Source organism: Novosphingobium sp. FG137 (genome assembly GCF_057809735.1).
This window is the reverse complement of record NZ_JBMDKN010000003.1, coordinates 39749-56889: the sequence shown is the minus strand read 5'-3', so window position 1 is coordinate 56889 and position 17141 is coordinate 39749. Positions and strand designations below refer to the sequence as shown.

Here is a 17141-nt window from a genome sequence, read left to right as displayed (position 1 = left end):
GCAGCGGCACCGAAAAAAGGGCCCGGCGCGCGGGAAGCGGGCCGGGCCTTCAAGTTTTGCAGTGGTCTCAGGAGGAAGAAGAGAGGCCGCTGCAAGGCAACTCGGATCAGTTCGAAACCTTCACAACGGCAACCGCGCGCGGCGGCAGAGCAATGATGACACCGCCCTCGCCCGGCTTGCCCGCGATAGGCTTGGGCGCGACGACATCGGGCGCAGTGAAGGTGTTGATGCTGTCGACACGCGGCGCGGTGAGCACCTCGCCAGCCGCGCTACGGTAGCCCGGCAGGGTCACGCTGGTGCCCGCATCTGGATCGACATTGACGAGCGCAACCCAGACCTGCCCGGCCTTGTCGCGCGCGGCCATGGCATCGACCTCAGGCAGTGTCTTGCCCGCCAGCACGAGTTCGCCCGCCTTGAAGCGCACCGGCAGGAACGTCGCATCCTGAAAGGGCACGTACATCCGGAAGACGTGGTAGGTGGGCGTTAGCACCATCTTGCCGCCATCGGTGAGGATCATCGCCTGCAGCACGTTGATCATCTGCGCGATGTTGGCGATCTTCACCCGGTCCGCATGGTGCGCGAAGATATTGATGTTGATTGCGGCGAGAATGCCATCGCGCAAGGAGTTCTGCTGCTGGAGGAAGCCCGGATTGCTGCCCGGCGTGGGCGCCAGCCATGCACCCCATTCATCGACCGCGATCATCAGCTTCTTCGCGGGATCATACTTGTCCATCACCGCGCTTTGCCGGGTGATGAGACTATCCATGGTCAGCGTATCGGCGATCGCGGCGGCGTAGTCCTCGTTGGCGAAGCCGGTTCCGGGCAGGTGCGGCGGCCAGCCGCCGGTCGTGTACTTGTGGAGCGAGATGCCGTCGATATCCCACGAGTAGACATGGGTACTCCACGCCTTGGCAACCTCCTCGGTGTAATCGAGCTTGTCGCTGTCCCAGCCCACCGCGATGCGCTTCATCCGCGCCGCGCCATCGCGCTGGGCGGGACTGTAGTTGCGCGTAAAGTTGGCGAAGCGCTTCATTTCTTCGACATAGTGGGTGGCCGACATGGCACCGCCGCAGCCCCAGTTCTCGTTGCCAAGGCCGAGGATCGGGACCTTCCACGGCGCGGGGTGGCCATTGGCAGCACGTTCCTGCGCCAGGGTCGTGTCCTTCTCGGCGGTCATGTATTCGAGCCACTGCGCGGCTTCTGCCGCAGTGCCGGAGCCGATGTTGACCGAGACGTAGGGATCGGCGCCGATCTGCTCTGCAAAGTCCATGAACTCGTGCGTGCCGAAAGCGTTGCTCTCGGGCACGCCGCCCCAGTTACTGTTGATCTGGACGCGGCGCTTCTCGGCGGGGCCAATGCCGTCGCGCCAGTGGTATTCATCGGCAAAGCAGCCGCCCGGCCAGCGCACGTTAGGCACCTTGAGCGCCTTCAGCGCGCCGACGACGTCGCTGCGGATACCGCGCAGGTTGGGGATGGACGAGTCTTTGCCAACCCACACGCCGCCGTAGATCCCGGTGCCGAGATGCTCGGCAAACTGGCCAAAAATGTTGCGGTCGATCACCGGGCCGGGCTTGGCGGCTTCAATCGCTACGGTAGTCGCCGCCTGTTTTGCCAGAGCCGGACTGGCAAGGGCTGCACAGGTTGCGGCGGCGGCAAGCAGGGCGTTTTTGAGGGTCTTCATCGTCACGTCTCCGCGGCGCGCACTCAATGGCCGCCCCAGCCTTCCATCTGCTCCAGTTCCTTGCCCGCGGTTTCGGGCAGGAAGGCCTTGACCAGCCAGAAGCTGACGAAGGCGCTGATCGTGTAGAGGACGTAAGTCTCGGCAAGGCCGAGGCCGCTCGCCATCGCGGGGAAGCTCTGCACCACCGCGTAGTTGGCGCCCCACTGCGCAAGGCCGCAAACCGCGAGCGCGGAGCCGCGCAGCTGGTTGGGGAACATCTCGCCCAGCATGATCCACATGATAGGACCCCAGCTGGCATTGAAGAACACGACGTAGATATTGGCCGCGATCACCGCGACGAATCCGAGCTGCTGGTTCATCTGCAGCGCGCCGGCGGCATCGAGCGTCCCTTGCGAAAAGGCCCAGCTCATCGCGCCAAGCGAGACCGCCATGCCCGCCGAGCCGATCAGAAGCAGCGGCTTGCGGCCGATCTTGTCGACCAGCGCCATGGTGACGAAGATCGCGCCGATGGAAACGAGGCCAGAGATGATGTTGCGCTCCAGCGCGGCCTTCTCGGAAACGCCAGCGAGCTTCCACAGCGTCTCGCCGTAGTAGAAAATCACGTTGATGCCGACGAATTGCTGGAACACCGCGATGATCAGGCCGGCCCAGACGATCGGGCGCAGCACGGTGCCGGGTGCGAGCACGTCGCTCAGGCTGGGGCGATGGTCCGCCGCGAACGTGCTGCGGATCTCGTCCACCTTGCGGCCAGCTTCGGCGGCGCCGAACAGGCGGGTGAGCACGGCGCGCGCTTCTTCCTCGCGCCCGCTGTTGACGAGGTAGCGCGGGCTTTCGGGGATGAACTGCAACGCGGCGAGGAAGACGACCGCCGGAACGGCCTGGGCCAGATACATCCAGCGCCAGGCAGGGAACCCCGCCAGGATGCCGAGCGAATCGCCTGCCGCCTGCGCGAGCAAGTAGTTGACCACGAAGGCGAGCGTGAGGCCGGTGATGATCATGACCTGCTGCACGCTGGTCAGCCGCCCGCGTACTGCTGCCGGGGCGACCTCGGAAATATAGGCGGGCGAGAGCACGCTCGCCGCGCCGACCGCCATGCCGCCAAAGAAGCGTGCGATGACGAAGAGAGTGTGATCGGCGGTGAGGCCCTGCACCAGCGCGCCGGTGAGGAAGAGGATGGCGGCCAGCACCATGATGCGCTTGCGGCCGAAGCGGTCTGCCAGACGGCCAGCGAGGAATGCACCCGCCGCGCAGCCCATCAGCAGCGAGCCGACCGTGAAGCCGAGGCCGTTGTCATCCAGCGCAAAGGCTGCCTTGAGGCCGGTCTGCGTTCCGTTGACCGCGCCGCTGTCGTACCCGAACAGCAGGCCGCCAATCGTGGCGACGGCGACGATCGCGCTGACCAGTGTCATGTTGACCTGATCTTGCGGCTTTGAAGCCATGTCCTTCTCCCACCCTAGTCTTGTCGCCCCGGCTTACCCGCAAACCTTGCAGGCCGCCGCTGATCACAATCGCGCCATCCATGATAGCGCTACCTTTGTAGCCCCTGATCTGCCCGGTGCAAGCGGCAATTGCAGATGCGTGCCGCCCTTTCCCCTCATTCCTGCAACAATCGCGCTTGCCAAGGGGCGGCGGCACGGTCAGGAAATCGCCAGCCGGAGCTCTTGCAACATGATTGAACCTCGATCGCGCCGCCGCCAGTCTGGCCGCCCCACTGTCAGCGATGTGGCGCGCCTTGCGAGGTGTTCGCAAATGACGGTGAGCCGCGTGGTCAACGGCGGCGCGGGGGTGCGCGAAGAAACGCGGCTGGCCGTGGAGGCGGCGATCAAGGAACTGGGCTACGCACCCAACCGGGCTGCGCGCAGCCTTGCCGGTGCCTCGCAGCTGCGGATCGTGCTGCTTTATTCGAACCCCTCCGCCGCCTACCTCAGCGAACTGCTGATCGGCTGCATGGATGCGGCAACCCGGCTCGATGCTAACCTCGTAGTTGAGCGCTGCGATCCGGAGCGCGACCAATCGCGGATGATCCAGCGCCTCATCGAAAGCGCGGTGGACGGTTTTCTGCTGCCGCCGCCGCTGTGCGACGACACCGCGCTGCTCACCCGCCTGCGCCGCGCCGGCACCCATGCCGTGCTGATCGGGCCGGGGCAGGCCGAGGCGCACCACGGCGTAGTGATGATCGACGATTATCAAGCCGCGCACGACATGACGCGGCATATCATCGGGCTGGGGCACCGCCGCATCGGCTTCATCATCGGCAACCCGCACCAATCTGCCAGCGCGCTGCGCCTTGCCGGTTTCCGCGATGCCATGGCCGAGGCGGGCGCCGAAGTTGACGAAGCGCTGGTGCGGCAGGGCCAGTTCACCTATCGCTCCGGCCTCGATGCAGCGATGGACATGCTGGCGCTGCCGGTGCCGCCAAGCGCGATCTTCGCCTCGAACGACGACATGGCGGCGGGCTGCATTGCCGCCGCGCACCGGCGCGGGCTCGATGTGCCGCGCGATCTCACCATCTGCGGGTTCGACGATACCGCACTTGCCTCAACCATCTGGCCCGAATTGACCACGATCCGGCAGCCGATCCGGCAGATGGCGGAAACCGCACTCGATCTGCTGGCGCAGGAGATCCGCAGCGACCGCGCGACCGATGCGGCAAGGCCGCGGCTTGCGACGCTCGATTACGAGTTTGTGCAGCGCGATTCGGACGCACCGCCGCGCGCCTGAATCACGGCGCGACGGGCAGTTCAAAGCCGGGAACGGGTAGCGCGCGCCCGTCGAACAGGTTCACCACCGGGCTATCGGCCCAAGCGTAGCGGACGCGGACAGGGCCCGCGCCCTCGCTGCGGATCACAACGGCATCACCGTCGACCGTAGCGGGGCTGAACCGGCAGCTGCCAGCCGCATCGCAAAGCTCGAAACCGATTGCTTCGGCGCTGCTCCAGCTGTGCAGACCGCCTTCGATGCCGCTGAAGGTCACGCGCACGCCGCCTGCGACGTGCCTTGCCGCGACCGGCATGGGCAGCGCCTGCCCCAGCGCGCCCATGGCGAGGCGCTGGCCGAGCAGCAGCTTGTTCGCGGGATGAATATCGGTCCGCTCGCCTAGGTCGATCGCGGTGGCTAGCCAAGCCTGCGGGTCTTCCGCGACGATCCGCCGCTGCACATCGCGCATATGGCCCCAGCCGGAATCGACCGGCGCGCTGGCGGGAGAGCCATAGCCCGCGAGCTGAACCAGCGCGATCTTGAGGCTAGACCCGAAGCGCGCGCGCCAGCCCGCGATCAGCGCTTTCATCCGCTGCGCGTAGTCCGCCGTGCCGATATCGCTTTCACCCTGATACCAGGCCGCGCCTTCCATCGCGTAAGCCCCGAGCGGCGCGATCATCCGGTTGTACATCAGGCCGACACCGGCGTTGGCATCCCACGGTGAGCGCGGCGGTTCGGCAGTGGTCGGCGCGATGGCAAAGCGCCAGCCATCGGCAAGCGGGATGGCCCTGCCCCCGTCCAGCCTGAGTGCCAACCGGTCCGCCGGGCTGCCGAAGCCGCCGTTGCCATAAGTGTTGGTCGCCGCGACCATGATCTCGTTCACCCCGGCGCGCAGGAACGCACTTGGCACACGGTAGGCGCGCTCCTCGTCCCAGCCGAAGGTGTTGCCCACCGCGTGGCCGTTGACGAAAGTCGTGTCCATGTCGTCCATCACGCCGAGCGCGAGGGTGCCGCCGGCCTTGGCCTCGGCGGCGGTCAGCATGACCTGCCGCCGCAGCCAGACAGTGCCGATGGGCTTCCGCGCGAGCGGGGTATCCTTCCACGCGAGCCAGCCGGTGATCGCAGGCACGGCCTGCCATGCGAGCGCATCAGGCTGGGCCCAGGGCTGCGAACCGCCAGTGGCACCGGAATACCACGCCTGCCAGCGCGGGGCGAACTGCGTGACGGCGGCAAGACGGTCCTTGGCGTAGAGGGAGAGCAGCGCCATGTCAGCAGCGCCCGCGAGGGCAGCGCCTGCCTCAGGATCAAGCCAGGGCGTGACTTTCGAGCCGCCCCAACTGGCGTGGATAGCGCCCACCGGCACGCCGCGGGTGCGGCGAAGTTCGCGCGCCATGAAGTAGCAGGCGGCGGAGAACGGTGCGGCCGTATCAGGAGCGGACAGGGCCCAGCGGGTGTCCTTGTTGAACCTGCGCTCCGGCACGTAGGCAATCGCCTTGGGAACCTGCAGCAGCCGCAGCTGCGGATCGGCGGCGAGCCCCGCTTCCATCTCGCCATTGAGCGCGCGGGAGAGCGGGAATTCCATGTTCGATTGGCCCGAACAGAGCCAGACATCGCCGAACAGCAGATCGGCAGCGCGCACCGTCTCGCCCCCGGCAGAAACCGCAATCTCGGCAGGAATCGTGGAGGCAGCGTGCGGGGCAAAGTGCAGCGCAAAGTGGCCTTGCGCATCGGCCATGGCTTCGGCCAGTTCGCTGCCGAGCGTTCCCGTCACGCGCGCGGCGGGGGTGGCGGTGCCTTCGACCACGATGGGCTGGCCGCGCTGGATCACGGCGTGATCGCTCCACACGGCGCCAAGCTGCAACGCAGGGGCAGCAAAGGCGGGGCTGGCAGAGGCCAGACCGGCCGCCAACAGACTGATGCGCAGAGTGATCATCCCCATACTTCGGCGAGTACCGGGGCCATGCCGGGCACGGCCACATCAAAGGCAAAAAGATCGCCCGCCATCGGCTGCGCCGCGAGCGCTGCCGCATCGAGCCCCTTGCGCGCGGTCGTCACGAAGGCGCGGGTAAGGTCCGGTCCCCCGAACGCGAGCTTGGTGACGTTGGCGACCGGCAGTTCGACTTTCTCGAGCAACTGGCCATTGGGCGAATAGCGAGCGACGCCCCAGCCGTTCCACAGGCCGGTCCAGACGCAGCCCTCGGCATCGCAGACCGGCCCATCGGGATAGGCATCGGGGAAATCGCGCGCGACATCGGCGAAAAGTTGCGCCTCGCCGATCGTGCCGTCCGGCCCGAAGGTGGCGACATGGATGGTCCTGGCGAGCGTATCGGTGAAGTAGATGCGGGCATCGCCGGGCGAGACTGCGGGCCCATTTGTGATGCAGATGCCGGTGGGACCTGCAGGTCCGATCTCACCCTGAAAGGCGCGGTAGAACTGGCCGCTGTCCGCCGTCTCGCCATCGTCCATCGAACCGAAGTAGACCCTTCCGCGACTGTCGACGCAGGCATCGTTGAGCCGGTTGCCGGCCGGCTCACCAGGCACCGGCGTGATATAGCGGCAACGCCCGGTGGCGGCGTTGAAGAAGTGCAGCCCATCCTGCAGGCCTGCCAGCAGATCGCCGCCTTTGGCCGGGAGCACCCAGCCAACCTGCGCGGGCACGGCAAAGCTTTCGTGCTTGCCCGTAGCCGGGTCGAAGTTGTGGATGCGGTGCTCCTTGATGTCGGTGAACCACAGACATTCGCGCGCGGCGTCCCACACCGGCCCCTCGCCGAGCGTGCAGCCAGAAGCCAGTACGCGCTCGGCCGTATGGCCCACAGTCAACGCCAGCCCCCGTCGACCCAGTATTCGTGCGCGGTGCAGAAGCGGGCATCGTCCGAGGCGAGGAACAGCGCCATGGCCGCGATGTCTACCGGCTGAAGGCGGCCCTTGAGGCACTGCGCGGTAACGATCTCGGCCTCGCCTTCGGGCGTGTACCAGCGCATCTGGCGTTCGGTCTGCACGTTGCCCGGAATGATCGTGTTGACGCGGATGTTGAAGGGACCGAGCTCGCGCGCAAGGCTGCGGGTCAGCCCTTCGATGCCGGCCTTGGCGATCTGGTAGAGCGCGAGATCATCGAGCCCGAGGTGCCACGAGATCGACCCGAGATTGAGGATCACGCCGCCGCCGTTCGCCTTCATGTCCGGCCAGACACCTTGCGAGGCGAAAAACGCATGCTTGAGGTTCACCGCAAGCCGCTGGTCCCAGTACGCGGGCGTCACCACATCAAGCGCGTGGCGATCATCGCTGGCCGCATTGTTGACCAGGACATCGCAGCCGCCGAGCGTTTCGACGAGCCCGGCCAGCGTGGCGCCGAACGTGGCGGCATCGGCCACGTCCTGCTCGCGGAATACCGGCACGTGATGCGCATCAGCGAGGCGGCGAACAAGGTCCTGCGCGGGCCCGCCGAGGATATCGATGAAGCCGACCTGCGCGCCCTGCAACGCAAAGGCCTCGACAATCGCCTCGCCAATTCCGGAAGCGCCGCCGGTGACGATCACGCGCTTGTCGCGCAGGCTGGGATAGCGGGCGGACATCATCGGGGGCTGGCTGTATGGACGGGCAGGAACATCGCGGCGTTGATCAGTCACCCCCGGCTCGGGGACATTGTGAAGCGTATGGGGGGACATGCTCAGGCCATCTCCACCAGACCGCGGGCGGCCAGATTGCGCATGAAGGCGCCCAGTCCCATCGACCACTTGGGCGCATCGCGCGAGGTTGTCACGGTGTTGACCAGACTGCCGAGCCGGGTGCTGCGGATCGTGACGCGGTCGCCCACCTTGTGGGTAAAGCCGCCGCCGGGCTCGTCGCGGTCCTGCGTCGGCGCAAAAAGTGTGCCGCAGAAGAGGACGAAACCATCGGGATAGCTGTGTTCGCTCAGGGTCTGCGCCACGAGTTCGAGCGGATCGCGGCTGATCTCGGTCATCCGGTTGGTGCCTTCCATGCGGAAGTTGTCCTTGCCCTCGACCACCAGCTCAACGTCCGCGCGCCGCACATCCTCGATCCCGAAGGCCGCATCGAACAGGCGGATGAACGGCCCGATGGCGCAGGACGCGGTGTTGTCCTTGGCCTTGGAGAGAAGCAGCGCCGAGCGGCCCTCGAAGTCACGCAGGTTGACGTCGTTGCCAAGCGCGGCACCGACCACTTCGCCTGCCGGATCGACCACGATCACGACCTCCGGCTCGGGGTTGTTCCAGCTCGAATCAGAGCGCACGCCGATCAGCGCGCCGTGGCCGACGGTGGAGAGGACGGGCGATTTGGAGAAGATCTCGGCATCCGGGCCGATGGCGACTTCGAGGTACTGCGACCACATGCCGGCCTCGATCAGCGCCGCCTTGAGCGCCATGGCCTCCGCGCTGCCCGGCACGACCGCCCGGATGCCCGCACCGATGCTTGCCTCAAGCTCGCTGCGGATGCTGGCGGCCACCGCCGCATCGCCCCGCGCACGTTCCTCGATCACACGCTCGATGGCGCTGACCGCGAAGGTCACACCACTCGCCTTCACGCATTGCAGATCGATGGGGGACAAGAGCTGCCAGCCTGCCGGCAGGCCATCCTCGATCGCGCCAAGATCGATACCGCCGGAGAATGCGCGGCGCGCAATCGCGCCGGAAACCGTGCTCGCCAGAACTGTGATATCGCGGATGCGACCTTCGCTCAGCACGATGACATGCGGCCCATCGTCAGCCTCGGCACGCCCGATGAACACGCCGTCCGCATAGTCGTGCGGCAGGCAAGCCGCGAGACCCAATTCCATTCCAAGCATCCCCGGCTCACTTTGATAGCGCTACCTTAGGTGTATCGTCAGACAAGATCAAGAGCGGCAGCCTGCGGTCAGAACAGACAAGGCCACAAAATCGCTTCACCCGCCGCATCGCAGATTGGCCACTGCGGCCAAGCCAGAGCGCCGGGTGCCCCGTCCTAATGCCAGCCCAGACAGATTCGGCAGGACCATCCACGCGCCGAAAGCTGATAAGCATGCCGGTGGGCACAATCACCGGACCAAGGTGCTGGCACTACATACGGCGGGGACCAAGGCGTGCTCCGCGAGCGAGGGGAAACCGAATGAGCGACGCGACACTGTTCCTGACCGACGAGCGCACCTTCTGGCACTGCACCGGGGTGCAGGCGCTGTTCTTCCCGATCGGCGACTGGGTCGAGCCGCCTTCGGGCAGCTACGGTGCCGATACGCCGGCCTCGAAGCGCCGCCTCCTCAATCTGGTGCGCGCAGCAGGCCTCGATCAGCATATGGAAGTGCGCAGCGCCGCTCCGGCCACGCGCGAGGATCTGCTGCGCATCCATCCCGCCAGCTATATCGACGAGTTCAAGCGGGTGAGCGATGCCGGCGGCGGCGAGCTTGGCCTGTTTGCCCCCTTCAGCAAGGGCGGCTTCGAACTTGCGGCGCTCTCCGCCGGGCTTGCCATCGAGGCGGTGGACGCGGTCGTGACGGGCCGCGCGCGCAATTCCTATGCACTGTGCCGTCCGGCGGGGCACCATTGCCTTGCCGATCAACCGATGGGCTTTTGCCTGCTGGCCAACATTCCCATCGCCATCGATGCGGCCAAGGCGCGCCACGGCCTCGGCAAGGTCGCGGTGGTCGATTGGGACGTGCACCACGGCAACGGCACGCAGAGCATTTTCTATGATCGCGGCGATGTGCTGACGATCTCGATCCATCAGGACCGCTGCTTCCCGCCGGGCTACACCGGCCATGAGGATCGCGGGACAGGCGAGGGCCTGGGGGCCAATCTCAACGTGCCGCTCCCCGCCGGTAGCGGCCACGAAACCTACCTCAGGGCGCTGGACCGTGTCGTGATCCCGGCGCTGCAGCGCTACCAGCCCGATCTGATCGTGATCGCGAGCGGACTCGACGCCAATGCCGCCGATCCCCTCGCCCGGCAGATGCTGCATTCGGAAAGCTTCCGGGCAATGACCGAACGCATGATCGCAGTGGCGGACGAGCTGTGCGGCGGGCGCCTCGCGGTGGTCCACGAAGGCGGCTACTCGGAAGCTTATGTGCCGTTCTGCGGCCTTTCGCTGCTCGAGGCGCTGACGGGCGTGAAGACCGAAGTCGTCGATCCCGAAATGGATTTCTTCGGGCCGCAGCAGCCGGATGAGCGCATGCTCGCGTTCCACTTCGAACTGATCGAGGAAATGCGCGCGGGCGCAGGGCTGTAGAGCCCCTCCCCCCTGCCGCGCCGGGCCGGTTCTCCGCAGGGGGACTGGCCCGGTGTAGCAACGCCGCAAGGCGAATGGCAGCACCGGCCAGTTAGTTGGCAGGCTGCGACGTTGCATCGCGCGTCATCTTGGCGAAATTCGTGACCATAGCCGGAGCGATGCGTGTCGCGACCGGACTCAGGCCGAATGGGAGCGTGATGTGACCGATGTAATGGAAAAGCCGCAGCTGGATACGGGCGCGGCAACGCAGGATTTCGACGTCCTGATCGTGGGTGCCGGCATTTCCGGCATCGGCAGCGCCTATCACCTCAAGACCCAGAACCCCGGCAAGAGCTTCGTGATCCTCGAGGCGAAGGACGACATCGGCGGCACCTGGCACACCCACAAGTACCCAGGCGTCCGGTCGGACTCCGATCTCTATACCTTCGGCTACCGCTTCAAGCCCTGGATCGGCCCGCCGATCGCCACCGCCGAGGAAATCCGCAAGTATCTGCGCGATGTGCTGGCCGAGAACGATCTGGACACGGCCATCCGCTTCGGCACACTGATCACGCGCTGTTCGTGGTCCACGGCCGAGAAGCTTTGGACGGTGGAAACGCGCAAGACCGATGGCTCGGCCGGGCCGACCTATCGCGCCAACTTCCTGTGGATGTGCCAGGGATACTATGACCACCAAAACCCCTATCTGCCCGACTGGCCGGGCATGGCGGACTACAAGGGGCAGCTTGTCCATGCGCAGTTGTGGGACGACAGCATCGACTATGCCGGCAAGGACGTTGTCGTCATCGGTTCTGGCGCGACCGCCGCAACGGTGATCCCGGTGCTGGCCGACAAGGCGAAGCACGTGACGATGCTGCAGCGCTCGCCCACCTACTTCTACTGCTATCCCAACCGCAGCGATCTGGCTGACAAGCTGCGCGAGATCGGCGTGGATGAGGATACCGTGCACCGCGTTGTGCGGCTCGATTATCTCCACAACCTCAAGATGCTCGATCACCGCGCGCGGGCCGAGCCCGATCTGGTGTTCGAGGAACTGAAGGAACTGATCCGCCAGTATGCCGGGCCGGACTTCGAGTTCGAGCCGCACTTCACCCCGCGCTATCGCCCCTGGCAGCAGCGGCTGGCATTCATCCCCGATGGCGACATGTTCGAGCGCATCCGCGACGGCAAGGTCTCCGCGATCACCGATACCATCGACCATTTCACCGACAGCGGGATCAAGCTCGGCTCGGGCGACGAGCTCAAGGCCGACATCGTCATGGCGGCAACCGGCTTCAAGCTGCTGATGATGGGCGGAATCGAATTCCAGGTGGACGGCAAGACCATCGATTGGTCCGAGAAGGCGACCTATCGCGGCATGATGTTCGAAGGCGTGCCCAACATGGTCTGGGTCTTCGGCTATTTCCGCGCGGCGTGGACGCTGCGGGTCGATCTGCTCGGTGATTTCGTCTGCCGGATGCTGCGGCACATGGACGAGAAGGGCGCGTCCGAAGTCAACATCGTGATCCCGCCCGCACTGGCGAATGAGCCGCTCATGCCGTGGATCGAGGATGACAACTTCAATCCCAGCTATCTGATGCGCGACATGGACAAGCTGCCCAAGCGGCTTGGCGAGCAGCCGGAATGGCGCCACACGCAGGATTACTGGCGCGAGGCGGTCGACATTCCCGCGATCGATCTGGAAGGCGCCGAGTTCGCCTACAGCTGATACCCTCGGCGGCAGGCCTCAGGCGAGACGCGTGTTGCTCGTCTGGGACTGCCGCCGGAATTCCAGGGCGCCCATGCCCGACCAGCGCTTGAACGCGCGGGAGAAGCTCGACGGTTCGGCGAAGCCGACCGCAACGGCGATCTGCTCGATCGCCATGTGCCCTTCCATCAGCAATTCACGCGCGCGGCAGTAGCGCGCTTCGTCTATCATTGCCGAAAAACGGGTGCCTTCCTCTGCCAGCCGCCGGTGCAGCGTGCGTTCGGAAAGGGCGAGCATGCGCGCCGCCTCACCAGCTGTCGGGAAATCGCTGTCGCTGCGGCTAAGCCGCGCGGCGAGCCGGCCCTTGATCGTCGCATCGGTCTGCGCGCGGCGCAGCATGGTGTCGCACCGCGAGCTGTAGAGCGTGACGAGATCGCTGTCGGCCATCGGCAGCGCCAGGTTCGCCGCGCCCGGCAGGAACAGCCACTGCGTCTGATCCGCGTTGAACTGCACCGGGCAGGGGAAATGGTGCTGCTGCTGCGCCCAGTCCGGCGGGGGCGGCGTGGTGAGGGTGACGCGCTCGAGCGGCAGAACGCCCCCCATCAGATCGGCTACAAGCGTGCGGATCGCGCCAAGATCGCGGTAGTGGGTGAAATCGTGCAGCGGCCCCGCCAGCTTGCTGCAGCTGCCGATCAGCGCGAGAGCGCCATTGGGCGCAGAGGCATAGCGATAGTTGATCAGCGAATAAGTGAGCGACTGGCAGCGGCAGGCGATCTGCATGGCTTCGCCCAGCGTGCGCGCCGTCATCATCGCAAGGCCAAGCTCGCCATACTTGATCGCCCGGTAGCGCAGGCCGATATCGAACCAGATGTTGCGCGCACCCGCCGTGCAGGCCGCGAACGACTTCTGCAACTGCAGTTCCTCCTGCGCGAGGAGCTGCCCCGAGTAGGCGTCGAAACGCACGGGCCGGACATGGCTGTTGCGGCAGAAATCATCCCAATCGACCCTGGTTTCGCTCGCCAGGGCGCTGCGCATGATCCGTGCGCTCAGATCCGGCAACGTCGCGTAGAGTGCATTGGAGTCCATGCTCCATCCCCTCCTCTTTACCCTTGTGCTGCCTTTTTTGGAGGAACGTAGCGGGCGCTGGCCACATCCGTCAATAACTTGGCGCGCAGCGACATGGTGCCCAGCCGCCCATTCGCCTAGCTTTCCCGATACATGCATGTAGCTTTTGGAGTTACTGTTATTTTTCAGATGTTTGCCGCAAGACCCGATCTGATGGGCTCCTTCAGTCCAAAACCGGCCGGGATGCGGCAATTGATCCCGGGTGCCCGCGCGCCTCTCCGCAGCGGGCCGAACGTGTTTTTGCAGATGGCAGGAGCCTCTTGATGGAAGAACCCTTTGTCTTGCCCGAGACGGCGGCTGTGCTGGCGGGAATTGCCGAGCAGGGCGGCCCGCACCTGGCCGATCTCTCGGCGGCGGACATGCGCGCGACCTATCTGCAGATGGGCGCGCTATTCGATACGCCGCCCGAAGCAGGTGTGCGATGGAAGGATATTGCGGGGCCCACCTGCATGCTCCGCGCCTATTTCCCCGGTGAAGCGGCAGCGGGGCCGGTCGTGCTCTACATGCACGGCGGTGGCTGGGTGATCGGAGACCTCGAGACCCATCATCCCGTCTGCACGACGATTGCCGCGATCACCGGGCTGCGCGTGGTTGCGGTCGATTATCGCATGGCGCCGGAAAGCCCCTTCCCCGCCAGCCATGACGACTGCGTCGAAGCCGCACGCTTCGTCCTCGCCGGCCCGGCGGAACTCGAAGCGCCGGTGACCGGGCTTGCCACGGCGGGTGACAGCGCGGGCGGCAATCTGGCATTTCACGTTGCAGCCGCGCTCGGCTCCGCTGCGGTCAAGGCGCAGCTGCTGGTCTATCCCTGGCTCGATTGCACGGCCCCGGATCGCGGATCGTACAAGGCCTTCGGCGAAGGCTTCATCCTCGATGCCAAGCTCCTCGCCCGGTTCGCGGCGGATTACCTCCCCGGCGAGGGCATGGCTGCAAGCGCAGCCGCATCGCCGCTGCTGCACCCGCTGCCGGCAGACCTTGCGCCGGCGGTCATTCTCACCGCCGGGCTCGATCCCTTGCGCGATCAAGGCCGGGCCATGGCCGGCCGCATGGCAGAGGCCGGGATGGAAGTTCATTTCATGGAAGCGAAGGGCCTGATCCACGGGCTTGCCACGATGCGGGCCGCCTTCCCCACCGCCGATCGCATCCTGCGGCGCGCCATCGGCGTTTTCGGAGATCTGGTGAACGGCTGACCACAACAACTACTGACCACAACAAAAAAACGACAACCCAAAGGAGAGGGAAAATGAGCAAGATCAGGCGCACCGTTCTGGTGGCATCCACGGCAATCGGCTTGGCCGGCATCGCGCAGCCGGCCTTCGCGGCTCCGGCAGCAGAAAACGCTGCCGCCGCAGAGGAAGCCCCCGTCGGCGAAATCATCGTCACCGCCAACAAGCGCAGTGAAAGCATCAGCAAGGTCGGCGCGAGCGTCGCCGCGTTCGACACCACCTTGCTCGACAAGCGCAACATCGTGCGGCTGGACGAACTCGCCAAGGCCGTGCCGAACCTCGCGCTCGCCCCCTCCACCCACGGCACGCCGGTGTTCACCCTGCGCGGCATCGGCTTCAACTCTGACTCGCTCGGCGTCTATCCGGCAGTCAGCCTCTCGCTCGATCAGGCGCCGATGCCCTTCCCGGTGCTGGCAGGCCACTCGCTCTATGATCTGGAGCGCGTCGAAGTGCTCAAGGGTCCGCAGGGCACCCTGTTCGGCCAGAACTCGACCGGCGGTGCAATCAACTTCGTCGCGGCCAAGCCAACCAAGGAGCTGCAGGCCGGCTTCAACCTTGATTACGGCCGCTTCAACGAAGTCCACGGCACGATGTATATCAGTGGCCCGGTCAGCGAGACCGTCGGCATGCGCCTCGCCGTCGATGCGATGCACCGCGATGACTGGCAGTACAACTTCACGCGCAAGGACTCGAACGGCGAGCAGAACTACATCGCCGCCCGCCTGATCACCGACTGGCAGGCCTCCGACAAGCTGAAGTTCGAACTCAACCTCAATGGTTCGGTCGACCGGTCTGACCCGCAGGCGCTGCAGATCATCGCCTCGCTGCCGTCGAACCCCGCCGCCCCGACGCCCGAGGAACTCAATGCGCCGCTCGCCCCGCGCGATCTGCGTGCGGCCAACTGGTCCAATTCGGGCCGCCGCGGCGTGGGCACGCAATCGGATACCGAATCCGCCCGCCCGCGCGGCAACCGCAAGCTGTTCCAGGCTTTCTTGCGCGCCGACTACAACGTGACCGACGATGTCGCGCTGACCTCGATCACCACCTACAACCACCTCAAGCAGAACATGGCGTTCGACCTCGATGGCTCGCAGTACGAGCTGGTCGACAACCCGCGCGGTGATGGCACGATCAGCGATTTCAACCAGGAACTGCGCCTCTCGAACGCTTCGGCGCCGGGTGCGAAGTTCCGCTGGACCGTGGGCGCGAACTACAACCACAGCAAGGTCGACGAACTTCAGATCATCACTTACGGTGCCAACTCGCTGAGCAATGCCGGCACCAACTTCATCCACGAATCCAACGTGCAGAACCGCGGCCGGATGGACAACTACGCCGCCTTTGCCAACGGCGAGTACGACCTTACCGACCAGCTGACCTTCAAGGCCGGCATCCGCTACACCAGCTCGAAGAACAAGAACCGCATGTGCGGCTCGGACACCACGGGCGACCAGCAGCTTTCCACGCTGTTCCGGCTGCTCGGCAATCTGCTGGGCGGGAAGGACATCCCGATCGGTCCGGGCGATTGCATCTCGCTCAACGCGCAGAACCTGCCGGGCGATCCGATCAACATCACGCTGAAGGAAGACAACGTCTCGTGGCGCGCGGGGCTGGACTTCAAGCCCAACTCCACCACCCTGCTCTATGCGAACATCTCGCGCGGGTACAAGGCCGGCGCATTCCCGGTGATCACCGGCGCGACGCAGGAAGTGTTCACGCCGGCCAAGCAGGAATCGGTGACTTCGTATGAAGCGGGCGTGAAGACCCGCCTGATGAACAACGCCATCTCGCTCAGCGGCGCGGTGTTCTATCAGGATTACCGCGACAAGCAGATCCAGGGCACGGTCAACACCGCGCTGTTCGGCCTGCTCCAGCGGCTCGACAACGTGCCCAAGTCGCACATCTTCGGCGTCGAGGCTGAAGTGACCATTCGTCCGACGGCAGGCCTGACGCTGTCGGGTTCGATGAGCTACCTCAAGACCAAGGTCGACGAATACTCGGGCATCACGGTGTTCGGCGATCAGCGCAACTTTGCCGGCAGCCGCCTGCCCTTCGCGCCATCGTGGTCGCTGGTCGGTGATATCGACTACCGCGTGCCGACCAGTGCCGGCGGCGAAGTCTTCGTGGGTGCGGGGATCAACTACCGCACCTATCAGGATGCCTACATCGCCGGCAGCCAGTTGCAGATCCCCGACAACGGGGTGAACCGCTGGATCGACCGCACCGCCTTCCGGATCGAAGGCTATGCGCTCGTCGATGCCCGGATCGGCTACGTCTTCCCGGGTGAGAAGCTGACCGTTTCGGCCTGGGGCAAGAACGTGTTCAACACGTTCAACGTGCAGAACAAGATCTCGTACAACAACATCATCACCCAGGCGACCGGCATGCCGGCCACCTATGGTGTCTCGCTCAAGGTGCGCTTCAAGTAAGCACCGGCTTCAAGGGGGGAGCAGTGCCGCTGGCGCTGCTCCCTTTTTGCTGCTTATCGATCCCCTCTCCACCAGCCATTTCA

The 17141-nt window shown here is 65.5% G+C and carries 12 protein-coding genes; 5 read left to right on the top strand and 7 right to left on the bottom strand.

Going from position 1 to position 17141, the window contains the following annotated elements:
- Positions 1 to 106 precede the first annotated feature (106 nt).
- Positions 107 to 1681 (bottom strand): alpha-N-arabinofuranosidase, encoded by a 1575-nt coding sequence (locus tag ACODS2_RS09880; protein WP_488998659.1) that lies wholly within the window; start codon positions 1679 to 1681, stop codon positions 107 to 109.
- Between the two features lie 23 nt (positions 1682 to 1704).
- The gene (locus ACODS2_RS09875; RefSeq protein ID WP_488998658.1) at positions 1705 to 3120 is read right to left on the bottom strand and encodes a sugar porter family MFS transporter; all 1416 of its coding nucleotides are present in this window, start codon (positions 3118 to 3120) and stop codon (positions 1705 to 1707) included.
- 229 nt (positions 3121 to 3349) lie between these two features.
- Here ACODS2_RS09875 and ACODS2_RS09870 point away from each other — a divergent pair, with 229 nt between their 5' ends.
- Positions 3350 to 4402 carry a LacI family DNA-binding transcriptional regulator gene (locus ACODS2_RS09870; protein ID WP_488998657.1) on the top strand — a complete coding sequence of 351 codons (1053 nt, stop codon included), beginning with the start codon at positions 3350 to 3352 and terminating at the stop codon, positions 4400 to 4402.
- Position 4403: 1 nt separating this feature from the next.
- Here the strand turns inward: ACODS2_RS09870 and ACODS2_RS09865 are convergent, their stop codons facing one another.
- The 4 genes from ACODS2_RS09865 to ACODS2_RS09850 all read right to left on the bottom strand — a co-directional run bounded on the left by ACODS2_RS09865 (position 4404) and on the right by ACODS2_RS09850 (position 9179).
- Entirely contained in the window at positions 4404 to 6317 is a 1914-nt protein-coding gene (locus ACODS2_RS09865; protein ID WP_488998656.1) for a sialate O-acetylesterase, read from the bottom strand.
- Positions 6308 to 7192 (bottom strand): SMP-30/gluconolactonase/LRE family protein, encoded by an 885-nt coding sequence (locus ACODS2_RS09860; protein ID WP_488999026.1) that lies wholly within the window; start codon positions 7190 to 7192, stop codon positions 6308 to 6310. Before ACODS2_RS09860 ends, ACODS2_RS09865 begins: the two co-directional genes overlap by 10 nt.
- A gap of 2 nt (positions 7193 to 7194) precedes the next feature.
- A complete protein-coding gene (xylB, locus tag ACODS2_RS09855) occupies positions 7195 to 7953 on the bottom strand; it encodes a D-xylose 1-dehydrogenase (RefSeq protein WP_488999025.1) in 759 nt (252 codons plus the stop codon).
- A 92-nt stretch (positions 7954 to 8045) separates the two neighbouring features.
- Positions 8046 to 9179: a fumarylacetoacetate hydrolase family protein gene (locus tag ACODS2_RS09850; protein WP_488998655.1), complete on the bottom strand. Its 1134-nt coding sequence runs from the start codon at positions 9177 to 9179 to the stop codon at positions 8046 to 8048.
- 299 nt (positions 9180 to 9478) lie between these two features.
- Here ACODS2_RS09850 and ACODS2_RS09845 point away from each other — a divergent pair, with 299 nt between their 5' ends.
- Entirely contained in the window at positions 9479 to 10591 is a 1113-nt protein-coding gene (locus ACODS2_RS09845; RefSeq protein ID WP_421839054.1) for a class II histone deacetylase, read from the top strand.
- A gap of 199 nt (positions 10592 to 10790) precedes the next feature.
- Positions 10791 to 12299: a flavin-containing monooxygenase gene (locus ACODS2_RS09840; RefSeq protein WP_488998654.1), complete on the top strand. Its 1509-nt coding sequence runs from the start codon at positions 10791 to 10793 to the stop codon at positions 12297 to 12299.
- A gap of 18 nt (positions 12300 to 12317) precedes the next feature.
- Here the strand turns inward: ACODS2_RS09840 and ACODS2_RS09835 are convergent, their stop codons facing one another.
- Complete coding sequence (locus tag ACODS2_RS09835) at positions 12318 to 13364, bottom strand: helix-turn-helix domain-containing protein (RefSeq protein ID WP_298163963.1); 1047 nt, start codon at positions 13362 to 13364, stop codon at positions 12318 to 12320.
- Between the two features lie 302 nt (positions 13365 to 13666).
- Here ACODS2_RS09835 and ACODS2_RS09830 point away from each other — a divergent pair, with 302 nt between their 5' ends.
- Positions 13667 to 14593, top strand: a complete 927-nt coding sequence (locus ACODS2_RS09830) for an alpha/beta hydrolase (RefSeq protein WP_488998653.1) — start codon at positions 13667 to 13669, stop codon at positions 14591 to 14593.
- 53 nt (positions 14594 to 14646) lie between these two features.
- Positions 14647 to 17058: a TonB-dependent receptor gene (locus ACODS2_RS09825; protein ID WP_488998652.1), complete on the top strand. Its 2412-nt coding sequence runs from the start codon at positions 14647 to 14649 to the stop codon at positions 17056 to 17058.
- Positions 17059 to 17141 lie beyond the last annotated feature (83 nt).

Coding starts and splice junctions, on each gene's coding strand:
- ACODS2_RS09850 (WP_488998655.1), bottom strand. CDS start 9,179: ATGCTTGGAATGGAATTGGGTCTCGCGGCTTGCCTGCCGCACGACTAT.
- xylB (WP_488999025.1), bottom strand. CDS start 7,953: ATGATGTCCGCCCGCTATCCCAGCCTGCGCGACAAGCGCGTGATCGTC.
- ACODS2_RS09845 (WP_421839054.1), top strand. CDS start 9,479: ATGAGCGACGCGACACTGTTCCTGACCGACGAGCGCACCTTCTGGCAC.
- ACODS2_RS09870 (WP_488998657.1), top strand. CDS start 3,350: ATGATTGAACCTCGATCGCGCCGCCGCCAGTCTGGCCGCCCCACTGTC.
- ACODS2_RS09830 (WP_488998653.1), top strand. CDS start 13,667: ATGGAAGAACCCTTTGTCTTGCCCGAGACGGCGGCTGTGCTGGCGGGA.
- ACODS2_RS09835 (WP_298163963.1), bottom strand. CDS start 13,364: ATGGACTCCAATGCACTCTACGCGACGTTGCCGGATCTGAGCGCACGG.
- ACODS2_RS09865 (WP_488998656.1), bottom strand. CDS start 6,317: ATGGGGATGATCACTCTGCGCATCAGTCTGTTGGCGGCCGGTCTGGCC.
- ACODS2_RS09875 (WP_488998658.1), bottom strand. CDS start 3,120: ATGGCTTCAAAGCCGCAAGATCAGGTCAACATGACACTGGTCAGCGCG.
- ACODS2_RS09880 (WP_488998659.1), bottom strand. CDS start 1,681: ATGAAGACCCTCAAAAACGCCCTGCTTGCCGCCGCCGCAACCTGTGCA.
- ACODS2_RS09825 (WP_488998652.1), top strand. CDS start 14,647: ATGAGCAAGATCAGGCGCACCGTTCTGGTGGCATCCACGGCAATCGGC.